The following is an 11,431-nucleotide window of genomic DNA, read 5'->3' on the forward strand; positions in this document are numbered from 1 at the left end:
CTCGACATGCCCGGCATGCTGGTTGAAGCGACCGCAAGCATCATGTGCAGTCATGGCGGCAAGGCGATGCCGACCGCGGTGAACGCGCGCGTCACTTTGGGAGGCGTGCCGAGCATGACGATCGCGACGACGATGACCGTCACGGGCTGCGCCTTCCCGCCGCCGCCTGCCGCCAACGGGCCGTGCGTCACCGGCCAATGGCTCACCGGCACCACGCGGGTGCTGTCGAACGGCCAGCCGCTGATCGTCCAGTCGAGCACGTCGCTTTGCGCACCCACCGGCACGCCGCTGGTGATCACCGTTCCCCAGGCAAGGGTCATGGCCCAATGAACGCGCGCATCGAGATAGACTTTCCCTTCGCGATCGACCCTCGCGGGCGCACCGCGACGACGGATGAGGCGGATCACGTCCGCGACATGATCGAGCAATTGCTGTTCACGCGCCCCGGCGAGCGCGTGAACCGGCCCGATTTCGGCGCGGGCGTAATGCATCAGGTCTTCGCTTTCGCCAGCCCCGAGGCGGCGACCGCGCTCGAGTTCACCACCCGCGCCGCGCTCCAACGCTATCTCGGCGACGTGATCGAGGTGCAGAAGCTCGACGTGACGGCGATCGACGCATCGCTGCAGGTCGAGATCCACTACGTGATCCGCGCCACTGGCGAGCGCCCGGTCCAGACCTTCGTCGTGGGAGGCCCCGCATGAGCAGCGCTCCTTTATACTGCGTGCAGGACGACAAGCGCCGCACGGCGATCCGCAAGGCCGATCTCAACGGCATCGATTCCATCGAGGTCGACTGCGCGCAGACCACGCTGATCTTGACCTTTCTCGGCCGTGCGCCCGACTGGATCCAGCCGGAGAATATCCGGATCGAGGGCGGCAGGCGCGAGCGCGACATCAAGGTGCTCGCGGTCGAAATCGAGCGCGCCGACGACGAGGGGCTCGACGACCGCATGTTCGTGACGGTCGACCGGCCGGGCGATTTCTCGATCTATCGTCTCGTCATCGTCGCGCGCGACGAGAGCGGGCGCCCGATCCCGGGGCCGCCGAGCGATTTCGACATGCGCTATGCCGCGGCCGAGTTCAGCTTCAAGGCGGGATGCCCGCAGGATCAGGATCCTGCCGATTGTCCGCCTTGCCTGCCCGAACCGGTTTCGCCGGTCTCGATCGACTATCTCGCGAAGGACTATCAGAGCTTCCGCCGGCTGATGCTCGACCGGCTCGCGCTCACCATGCCCGAATGGAAAGAGCGGCACGCGCCCGACATCGGCATCACCCTAGTCGAGCTGCTCGCTTATGCCGCCGACGATCTTAGCTATTATCAGGACGCGGTCGCGACTGAGTCCTTCCTCGATAGCGCGCGGCTGCGCGAGTCGGTCCGTCGCCATTGCCGACTGGTCGATTACCGCCTGCATCAGGGGGCTTCCGCGCGCACCTGGGCAGTATTCGAACTGGGCGGTGCCGACGAAATCAAGATCGCGCCGACCGATCTGATGCTCACCACCGCGCTGCCCGGCGAGCACGACGCGATGGTCCGCGAGGCGGACGTCGCGGACATCGCATGGAGCGACTATCTGGTGTTCGAGGCTCCCGCCGAGGTGCCGTCGCTCAAATTCCGCCGCGCGCGCAACCGCATCGAATTCTATGACTGGGGCGGCAGCGAATGCTGCCTGATCAAGGGTGCGACTTCGGCGACCCTGGCCGAGGCCGTCGAACCCGATCAGCCGCCGCAGCCATCCTCCGATGAAGGCGAGGGCGGTAGCGATGGGGAGGGCGGAGGTGGTGCGTTCGACACCAGTCAGCCGGGCGCCCTGCTCCGCGCCGATAATCGGCCGGAGAAGCAACCCGCCGCCGCGTCTCAGGAGGAAACCGTCACTCCCGGCGAACGCCCCGGCGCGCTCGGACTCGCGCCCGGCGACGTGCTCGTCCTTGCGGAGGTGATCGGCCCGCGAACCGGCCAGCCCGGCGACGCCGATCCCACGCGCCGCCACGCGGTCCGGCTCACTGCAGTCGAGGAAAACGTGGATCCGCTCAACGGGCGGCGCATCGTCAATGTCCAATGGTGTGCCGAGGACGCACTGCCTTTCCCCTTCTGTCTCTCCGCGCGCAGCGAGGCGCCGAACTGCGAATGGCTGCCAGGAATCAGCGTGGCATTCGGCAATGTCGTGCCGGTCGACCATGGCCGCAGCATCGAGCAATCGCTGCTGCCGGTGGGGGTCGGCCGGATCGAGGCAGATTGCGACGATCGCTGCACGCCTTCCGAAACGCGCTACATCGCCAAGCGCTACCGCCCGCGGCTCGAATGGCCCGACGTGACCTACATCGCGCCGCCCGCGAGCGCCGAGCAGCTTTGCGGCAGCTGCGGCGGCACCGCGGCATCGGTCACCGGCAAGCCCGACCCGGTTGTCGCGCTTCCCGCGATCCATCTCACCAGCGTGGCTCCTGCAGACGGGGAGCAGCAGGGCTTGAGCGCCGCGCTCGCACAGGTTCGCTACGATGGTGAGCGGGTGACGCTCGAAAAGCATGCGATCGATGAAAAAGCAGTAGCCACGGAAGTGGCCGCGACCTTGTGGCGGCCCCGGCTCGATCTGCTCGATTCGGACCCGCAGGACGCACATTTCGTCGTGGAGATGGCCGAGGACGGCAGCGCGGGACTGCGCTTCGGTGACGGCGTCTGCGGCCGCGCGCCGGTGGCGGGCGAGCGCTTCTTCGCATATTACCGCGTCGGCAACGGCCCCGCCGGCAATGTCGGCGCGGGCGCGCTCAGGCACCTCGTGTTCCGCAATGCCTTTCCTGATGGCGTGACGCTCACCGTCACCAATCCGCTTCCCGCGCAAGGCGGCACTGCGCCCGAACCGATGGCGGACGGCAAGCTTCGCGCGCCGCAGCTCTTCCGCAGCCGGCTCGAGCGCGCCGTCGCCGCCGAGGATTATGCTGCGATCGCGATGCGCGATTTCCCGGCCTTGGTGCAACGCGCCGCCGCGGCGCTGCGCGCAACCGGGGTGCGGAGCGAAGTGCAGGTCGCGATCGATTCCTTCGGCGCTTCGGATCCGCCGCAATCCCTGCTCGATTGCATCGCCGCGCATCTCGAACGCTATCGCCGCATCGGCCATGACGTGCGCGTCGTTCCCGCCCGAAAGGTTCCGATCGATCTCGCGCTGCGCGTCTGCGTCACGCCGGGCCATGTCGCCGAGCAGGTGCTGACCGAACTTCGCGAAGCGCTCGGTCCCCGGCTCGACCGTTCGAACCGTCCCGGCTTCTTCAATCCCGATGCGCTCACCTTCGGCGAGGGGGTGATGACCAGCCGCATCCTTGCCGCCGCGCACCGCGTGCCGGGCGTGGCGCACGCCGAGGTGACCCGGCTCGAACGGCTGTTCGAAGGGCCGGACGGCGAGCTCGAGGCCGGCATTCTGAAGCTCGGTCCGCTCGAGCTGGCGCGGCTCGATCAGGACCGCGACGCGCCCGAGAATGGGCGGCTGTCGCTGACGATGGAGACGGGGAAATGAGCGATTCCGGCTGCTCCTGCCAGAGCTGCACCTCCGGTGCGGGCGCCTGTGGCTGCTGCGAAGGGGTCGAATCGATCACGCCGCGCGCGATCGCCAACCGGCCCGGCCTCGCGCGGCTTTCCGGGCGGATCGGCACCCACGCCGATTTCCTCGAAACCATGCAGGCCCGGCTGGCGACGCATGCGCTTCAGGAAGGGGGGCGCCCGCTCGCCGCGCTGCGTACCCGCGATCCCGCCGACGCCTCGATCGCTCTGCTCGATGCCTTCGCCGTTACCGGTGACGTGCTGACCTTCTATCAGGAGCGCATCGCCAACGAAGGCTATCTGCCTACCGCCACCCAGGATCGTTCGGTGCGCGAGCTGGCGCGGCTGATCGGCTACGAGCCAGGACCGGGCGTGTCGGCGAGCACCTATCTCGCGTTCACGCTCGACAGCGACGCCGAGACGCCGGTCACGATTCCGGCGGGCACCGGCGCCAAGTCGCTCCCCCGCCAGAACGAGCTGCCCCAGATATTCGAGACATCGCGCGATCTTGTTGCGCGTGCGCGCTGGAATCTGCTCGGCGTGCGTACGAGCGAGCCCGAGCGCGGGCAGAATCGCGATGCCGATAATTATACAACGGACATCTATCTTGCCGGCACCGACACCGGACTGAAGCCGGGCGACGCGTTGCTCTTCCAATATGGCCAAGGCACGCCGGAGCCGATGCGGGTGGTCGCTGTTGACGCGGACACCACGGCCAAGCACACTTTTGTTGCCGTCGAGCCTTGGCAACGCATCGCAGCCGCCACCGATCAGGATGCCGTCGAGGTCCTGGTCACCGACGACATGCTGAAGGCGCTGATCGAGCTGCGGGACCAGGCTCCGGGCGGGGCGAACGCCCTGATCGTCGTGAACGGCATCAACCATCTCGAAAGCGTCGCAGCCGGCGACCGGAATGCTGCACGGCTCGAACTCGTCGACGAAATTGCCGTCGCACGAAAAAATCTCGGCACGCTTCCGCATACCAAGGTGCGTGAATGGCTCGACAAGGTGGAGGCGTGTCTGCAGCCGGCGAACCTCGCCGCTGCCAGCTATGACGGGCCGCCGCCGACGGTCCCATTCGCCGGTGCCGCCCAGGCTGCAGACGCGCAGGCATCCGATGACGATGACGTGCCGACGCGTCCCTCGTGGATCGAGAAACTGGCGCTTCCCGCTTCGGTGCCGCCGCGCAGTGCCGAGAAGCTCGCGCTCAGCACCTCCACAAGCTTCGCCAAAGGGTCGGACGCCGCCTACAAGACGTTGAGCGTGGCAGTGCCTGCGGTCGGCGAACAGCTCGGCGCGGCGCTGTCGGGCACGCGCGTGCTCGAAGGCGATCTCAAGGTCTTCGCCTTCCGGGTTCGTTCGGGGCTGTTCGGCCGAACCTTTCCCAAGCGCACCGGCGTCTCGCGCTCGGAGAGCACCACCGAAACCTACGAGATCGGCGAATGGCCGATCGCGTCGCTGATCAACGACGGGCAGGAACTTTTCCTACGGGAAAATGCCGAAATTCTCACGCTCGAATCGCCGCAAGAAGGGATTCTCCCCAATTCCTGGGTGATGGTGGACATGCGCGCAATCGATGCGCCGAAGGACGATGGCGGTGGCAGCGGTCCGATCACCAGCGGCCCCGGCGCCAATGGCGGTTATGAGGAAAGATGGCTGCTCGCCCCCACGCAGCCGCTTCTGCTCGCGCGCGCAGTTTCGGTCGATCCCAAGGTCGCCCGCGCCGATTATGGCGGCATCGGCGACAGCACAGGGATCCGCCTCAGCGAAGCCGACAGATGGTTCAAGGTCCGCCCGGAATATTATTACTATGTCGGCAACCAGGATGTCATCGATCGCGACTTCCAGCTGATACGCCGCACCACCGTCTATGCCCGCCCCGAGCAATTGGCGCTCGCCGCGCGTCCGCTGGTGCAGAATTTCTGCGTCGAACCCGAACCGGGCAAGCCGCTGCCGTGGATCGAGCTCGACGGCACCTATTCGGGGCTCGAGCCGGGCCGCTATGTCGCAGTCAGCGGCGAGCGTGCCGACATCGACGGCGTCGCCGGCGTGGTCGCCAGCGAGATCGCGATGATCGCCGAGGTCGTCCACGGCGTGCGCGGTCCCGATAGCGAGCCGATCACGCCCGGCGACAAGGATGCGGCGCTCGGCGACGCGGTCCACACCTTCCTGCGCTTCGCCAATCCGCTGTCTTATTGCTATGGTCGCGGCGGCGTCACCCTGCAGGCCAATGTGGCGAAGGCGACGCATGGCGAGACGGTGCGCGAGACGCTCGGCAATGGCGACGCCGCCGCGCCCCGCCAACGCTTTCCGCTCAAGCGCTTTCCGCTCACCTACACGCCAGCGCCGAACGCCACCGGGCTCGCCACCAGTCTCGAGGTGTTCGTCGACGACATACGCTGGCGGCCCGAGTCCAACTTCATCGCCACCGGCCGCCACGAGCGCGTCTATACCGTGCGCAACGATGCCGGCGGCAAGGCGACGGTGATCTTCCCCGATGGCCGCGACGGCGCGCGACCGCCCACGGGATCGCAGAATATTCGGGCAGTCTATCGCTCGGGCATCGGCCGGCCGGGCAATCTCGGTGCGGGCCGGATCGACCAACTCGTGGTTCGGCCGCTCGGGGTGAAGGGCGTGGTCAATCCGGTGGCCGCGACCGGCGGCGCCGACGCCGAGCCGCGCGAGCGCACCCGCAAGAATGCGCCGGTCTCGACCATGGCGCTAGATCGCCTCGTCTCGATCCGCGACCATGAGGATTTCGCGCGCAGCTTCGCGGGCATCGCTCTTGCCAGCGCGCAGGTGATGGCCTCGGGCAGCCGCCGTATCGTGCACCTCACGGTCGCGGCGGAGGATGATGCACCGCTCGACCCGAACGGCGCGCTGCTCGAGAATCTGCGCGGCGCGTTCCGCCGGCTCGGCGATCCCGATCTGCCGGTGGCGGTGACGCCGCGCGAACTCAAGCTGCTGATCACTTCGGCCAAGGTCCGGATCGATCCCGACCGCCTATGGGAGCCGGTGGCCCAGGCGATCCGGGCCAGGCTGCTCGATCTCTTCGGCTTCGAGGCGCGCGAGCTGGCGCAGGGCGCTGCGCCGAGCGTGCTGGTCGCCGCGATCCAGTCGGTCCCGGGTGTCGCGTGGGTCGATCTCGACGTGTTCGGCGGCGTGAGCACGATGGGCGGGCCCGCCGGCGCGCGGTTGCCGCGCACACCCGACCAGATCGCGCAGGGCGTGGAAAAGGCCGTCGCGCAGGGCGTGTCGCGTTGGGTGCCCGCCTTGCCGGCGCGCCCAGATCGCCTTGCATCGCAGGCATTGCTCCCCGCCGAGCTGCTGCTGCTCAGCGCCGACGTTCCCGCAAGCCTCGTCCTCAACCAGATCAAATAGGAGCACGCGATGCCGAGCCTCACCGCCGAACGCGATCCCCGCCTCGATCGGCTGTGGGAGCTGCTGCCGACGATCCATCGCCGCCGCGACATGGAGACCAATGGCGGCCTGCGCGCATTGCTCGAAATCATCGCCGAGCAGGCGCTGCTGATCGAGGACGATATCGGCCAGCGCTACGAGGACTGGTTCATCGAGACCTGCGCCGAATGGGCGATCCCCTATATCGGTGCGCTGGTCGGGGTGACCGTTCCCCCGGGCGGCGATCCGCCCTCGCGCCGCACGGTCGCCAACGCCATCGCCAATCGCCGTCGCAAGGGCACGCTGCCTTTGCTCGAACGGCTGGCGAGCGAGATCGGCGGCTGGCCGGCGCGCGCGATCGAATTCGGCGCGGTGAATGCGCAGAGCCAGTCGCTGCGTCTGCCGCAGCATCTGCGCGGCCGCTCGGTCGATCTGCGCGATCCGCCTTCCTTGCTGGCGGACAGCGGCACGTTCGACATGCGCGCGCATTCCGTCGCGCTGGGCGGAGTCGCCGGCGACCGGCGCTCGGCCGATGTCGAGCTGTCGGTCTGGCGATTGCGCGCGTGGCCGGTCACCCGTGCCCCCGCCGCCAGCCTCGAGGATATCGGCCCGAACATCTTCAGCTTCAGCCTGCTCGGCAACGACGCGCCGCTCTTCGTCAACCCTGACGGGGGCGGGGCGGGTGCCGCGGGCCTTCCCGTCAGGATCGATCGCGAGATATTCGCTGCGCCCGAGCGCGATCCCGCGGGCTTCGCCACCGCCGCGCCCGAACTATGGGGCACGCGGACGGTAGACGGGCGCGAGGTCGTTCGTTCGGTCGCGGTGTGGGCACCCGGCTGGCCCACCGCGAAGAGCCCCGGCACCGAGCCGATCCCGCCCGACAAGGTGATCGTCGCCGATCTCGACGACTGGAACTATCTGCCGCCGCGCGATCATGTCGCGATAGATCCGCTGCGCGGCCGTATCGTCTTTCCGCCGCGCCAGTTTCCGCGCAAGCGCGTGACCGTCAGCTATCATTACGGCTTCAGTGCCGCGATCGGCGGCGGCGAATATTATCGCCCGCTCTCCGAACAGGTCGGCGCCACGCGATTTCACAGCTATAGCTGGGTAGGCGCAGATGCCCCTGAGGACGAGACGGGCCTCGTCGAGCGCCTGCGCAATGCGATAGACCAGGCGCTCCAGAGGCGCTTCCACCTCGGCGATCCCGGCGAGTTCGCCGTCGATCTGGCATTGGTCGACGATGTGCTCGAAGTCAGCTTCATCGACGCGGTCACCCGCAAGGAGTTGTGGCGAGGCAGAGCGGCGGACCGCCTTCATGCCGCCACCAGCGATCAGGCGCGGATAGAAGCGATCGCCGACCAGGCAGTTTCAGGCTTCCCGCCACCACCGGTCATCACCCGGGTCACCGGCGCCGCCGAGCTGCGCGCCGCACTGGAGCGCTGGGGACCGATGCTCGACGACGAAGGCGAGTTCGCCGCCCCCGCCGATCAGCCCGAAAGCGAAGTGATCGAGATCACCGACAGCGACATCTATCAGATCCCGATCCGCATCATGCTCGGCAAGGGCCGGACGCTGCAACTACGTGCCGCGCAGGGTGCGCGACCGGTGATCCGGCTGGCCGACTGGCAGGCGGAATCGACCGACTCGATGCAGATCGGCGGCGAGCAAGATTCGCGGCTGATCCTCGACGGATTGTTGATCGCCGGCCGCGGGGTGCAGATCGAGGGTGCGATCACTTCAGTGACGATCCGCCACTCGACCTTGGTGCCGGGCTGGTCGCTGGGACCGGACTGCGACCCCAAGCGCCCGTCGGAGCCGAGCATCATGGTGGTCGACAGCCAGGTGTGTCTCACGATCGCGCACAGCATCGTCGGATCGATCCAGGTCAATAACGACGAAGTCACCACCGATCCGATGAAAATCCGCGTGACCGACAGCGTGGTAGACGCCACCGGCGCCGATTGCGACGCGCCGGAATGCGAAGCGCTGGGCGCGGCGGGGTCGCGGCTCGCCTTCGCCGATGCCTGCTTCGCCCGTTCGACGGTGATCGGCCGGGTGATGACTCACAGTCTGACCGCCGACGACAGCATCTTTCTCGGCCGCATCACCGTGGCGCGGCGCCAGCTCGGCTGGATGCGCTTCTGCCATGTCGCGCCTGCCTCGCGCACCCCGCGCCGCTTCCACTGCCAGCCCGACAAGGCCGAGGCCGAGGCCAAAGCGGAAGCCGTGGCGGCGCGGCTCAGCCCGGCCGAAACCGAGGCGAAGCTCAATTGGACCCGGGCGGCGGTCCGGCCGCGTTTCGACAGCCTGCGCTACGGCAAGCCCGAATATTGCCGGCTCGCCGCGGATTGCCCGGTCGAGATTGGCACGGGCGCGGAGGACGGCTCCGAAATGGGCGTCTTCCATCACCTTCGTACCGCGCGGCGCCTGGCGAGCCTGCGCACCGCCGTCGACGATCACATGCCGGCCGGCCTCACCGCCGCCATCCTCCTTGCCGACTGAAAGGGACTGACATGAAGGGCGATTTCTCGCGCGTCAGCTTCAATCCGCTCCACGGATTCACGCGCGTCAACTGGCAACAGGGCCGGATGCAGCTCGATGCCGATGCCAACGAGCAACAAGCGATCAACCTGCATCTGATCCGCACGCTCGCGGCGGACCTGATCGGTCCGCATGGCGGGCTGCCGGGCAGCTTCAAGATCGAGGAAGACGCGAATCTCTATCGTGGCTTCCGGATCCAGCCGGGCCGCTATTATGTCGACGGCTGGCCCGCGCAGAACATATCCGCAGTCGGCTATCGCGCGTCCAAGGAGCTGCAGCCGCAGCCTTGGTTCCCCGAGCCGCCCGAACTCGAGCTGGGAAAGGAATATCTCGTTTATCTCGAATTGTGGGAACGCCACCTTTCCGCTGGGGAATTCGATCGCGCACGTGATCCGCACGAGGCCGATTCAGTACGCGAAGTCGCGCTCGACGGCCCGGATACGGGGTCGCGCGCCCAGCTCGTCTGGCAGGTCAAGACGCGCGCTACCGACACCTTCGCACCGCCGCCGGAGGGCGTCGAAGACCGCTGGCTCAACTGGCGCGAGCAGATCGAGCCCGCGATGCGCGGCACGCTCAAGGCCAAGGCAGCCGAGGCGCCGGCCGCGGGCGGTCCGCCCTGCGAAGTGTCGCCGCGCGCGCGTTTCCGGGGCGACAGCGATCAGCTCTATCGCGTCGAGATCCGCCGCGGCGGCTATGCCTCCACCAAGGAAGGCGGCGCCACGTTCGTCTGGTCGCGCGAAAATGGCGCGGTGACTTTTCCGGTCGAAACGATCGCAGGGCCCAAGGTTCAGCTCGCCGCAGGTTGGCGTGATGCGCGCTTCGCCATAGCGCCGGGCAACATCGTCGAAGTGGCCGGACCGGTCGAGGCGTTGCAGGAGTCGAGTGCAAAGTTGCTGCGCGTAGTCGATTATGATCCCGACACCGCCACGGTGACGCTCGATGCGACCCCCGAAGTCGATACCGATGATCCGCGCCGGCCGGTGCTGCTGCGCCGTTGGGACCATGGCGAGCTTCGCGGGCCCGGCCAGGACCGCGTCAAGCTGGCCGACGACAATGCGCTGCAGCTGATCGAAGGTCGCTGGCTCACGCTGGAAGAAGGCATCCAGGTGATGTTCGGCGAGGATATGCGCGGCCCCCGCGAAGATGTGCCCCCGCGCATCATCACCAGGGACGAGACCCCGCGGAAGCTCACCGCGAAGGAGGCCGCTGCCGGCGCCGCAGCTGCGGAGGTAGTCACCAGACGCGAGCTCGCCGAGGGCGATGCTTTCGGAAAGGGCAGTGGTCATCTCTACCGTCAGGGCGATTATTGGCAGATTCCGTCCCGCATCGTGCTGTCCGACGTGCTCGGCCCGCGCGATGCCTCGGGCAATCCGCTCCCGCGCCCGCCGCACGGCGTCGAACGCCATTATGCCCCGCTCGCCTTGATCCAGGTCGCGGGCGACGGCTCGGTGTCGGTCGAGGATCTGCGCCGGGAGTTCAAGCCGCTGACCGGCTGATCCGGGCAGCTGGTCCGACGGCGCATCGCCGCAATGGGCCGGGCGTCGCTGCCGTCGAAGGACGGATGGGATATGCTTGCCTCCGACGGAACCATGGAAGGTCACGCCTCTCTTCGTGACTGTCGAAGAGAGGGGCCTTCCAAAAGGCGATCGAGGGGCGACCTATCGGCGCACATTCGGTTGCCGACAGGATGGTCGCCATGGGGCCAGCGCTTCCTCACCATCCAACGCGGGCAATCCGGATACTTTGTCGATGGCTATACGCAGTACCGGCTGAGGATTTCCGAGGATGTGCTACATCGGTGGCGACTGTCGAACTGACAATTGATGAATATCGATCACGTTCCTGTCGATGAGACGAATTTGCGATATTTAGAAGATTGACACGGACGTCACTGGTTACGATGCTCGGGCAATATTGAAGACGGGAGTATCATCAGACACTATTTGTGAAATATGTCTCGACGGTG

The 11,431-nt window shown here is 67.3% G+C and carries 6 protein-coding genes; all 6 read left to right on the top strand.

What is annotated here, in order from left to right; translation table 11 throughout:
- Nucleotides 1-66: 66 nt before the first annotated feature.
- From Q9Q95_RS21220 to Q9Q95_RS12985, 6 genes are read left to right on the top strand one after another with little or no spacing between them, the layout of a single operon-like run.
- Nucleotides 67-330 carry a hypothetical protein gene (locus Q9Q95_RS21220; RefSeq protein WP_371876760.1) on the top strand — a complete coding sequence of 88 codons (264 nt, stop codon included), beginning with the start codon at nucleotides 67-69 and terminating at the stop codon, nucleotides 328-330.
- Nucleotides 327-701 (top strand): GPW/gp25 family protein, encoded by a 375-nt coding sequence (locus Q9Q95_RS12965; protein WP_306097547.1) that lies wholly within the window; start codon nucleotides 327-329, stop codon nucleotides 699-701. Before Q9Q95_RS21220 ends, Q9Q95_RS12965 begins: the two co-directional genes overlap by 4 nt.
- Entirely contained in the window at nucleotides 698-3,502 is a 2,805-nt protein-coding gene (locus Q9Q95_RS12970) for a putative baseplate assembly protein (RefSeq protein ID WP_306097548.1), read from the top strand. Before Q9Q95_RS12965 ends, Q9Q95_RS12970 begins: the two co-directional genes overlap by 4 nt.
- The gene (locus Q9Q95_RS12975; protein ID WP_306097549.1) at nucleotides 3,499-6,906 is read left to right on the top strand and encodes a putative baseplate assembly protein; all 3,408 of its coding nucleotides are present in this window, start codon (nucleotides 3,499-3,501) and stop codon (nucleotides 6,904-6,906) included. The genes Q9Q95_RS12970 and Q9Q95_RS12975 overlap by 4 nt, the downstream gene beginning before the upstream one ends.
- Before the next feature lie 9 nt (nucleotides 6,907-6,915).
- Nucleotides 6,916-9,426, top strand: a complete 2,511-nt coding sequence (locus tag Q9Q95_RS12980; protein ID WP_306097550.1) for a DUF4136 domain-containing protein — start codon at nucleotides 6,916-6,918, stop codon at nucleotides 9,424-9,426.
- 11 nt (nucleotides 9,427-9,437) lie between these two features.
- Nucleotides 9,438-10,961: a DUF6519 domain-containing protein gene (locus Q9Q95_RS12985; RefSeq protein ID WP_306097551.1), complete on the top strand. Its 1,524-nt coding sequence runs from the start codon at nucleotides 9,438-9,440 to the stop codon at nucleotides 10,959-10,961.
- Nucleotides 10,962-11,431 lie beyond the last annotated feature (470 nt).

The sequence above is a fragment of the Sphingomonas sp. DG1-23 genome, from assembly GCF_030730875.1.
In the GTDB taxonomy this organism is placed as follows: Bacteria; Pseudomonadota; Alphaproteobacteria; order Sphingomonadales; family Sphingomonadaceae; genus Sphingomonas.